Genomic DNA, 549 nt, shown 5'->3' on the forward strand with positions numbered 1-549 from the left:
CGCGCCGTCCTGGAAGTGGCGGACGCGGTCAAGCCCACCAGCGCCGAGGCCGTCGCCCGGTTCCGCGCCCTGGGCCTCACCCCGGTCCTGCTCACCGGCGACAACCGGACCGTGGCCCGGGCCGTCGCCCGCGAAGTGGGCATCGACGAGGTCATCGCCGAGGTCCTCCCCCAGGACAAGGTCGACGCCATCCGCCGCCTCCAGACCCGGGGCCACACCGTCGCCATGGTCGGCGACGGCGTCAACGACGCCGCCGCCCTGGCCGCCGCCGACCTCGGCCTGGCCCTGGGCACCGGCACCGACGCCGCCATCGAGGCCGGCGACCTCACCCTCGTCCGCGGCGACCTCCGCACCGCCGCCGACGCCGTCCGCCTGGCCCGCCGCACCCTGACCACCATCAAGAGCAACCTGTTCTGGGCCTTCGGCTACAACGTCGCCGCCCTGCCACTGGCCGCCGCCGGCCTGCTCAACCCGATGATCGCCGGAGCGGCCATGGCCTTCTCCTCCGTCTTCGTCGTCACCAACAGCCTCCGCCTGCGCGCCTTCCGC

General features: G+C 74.9%; 1 protein-coding gene. It reads left to right on the forward strand.

Annotation, left to right across the window (positions count from 1 at the left end; genetic code table 11):
* A partial coding sequence (locus tag ABD358_RS28355) for an HAD-IC family P-type ATPase (RefSeq protein WP_344634022.1) occupies positions 1 to 549 on the forward strand: 549 nt, incomplete at both ends.

Source organism: Streptomyces glaucosporus (assembly GCF_039533345.1).
GTDB lineage: Bacteria > Actinomycetota > Actinomycetes > Streptomycetales > Streptomycetaceae > Streptomyces > Streptomyces glaucosporus.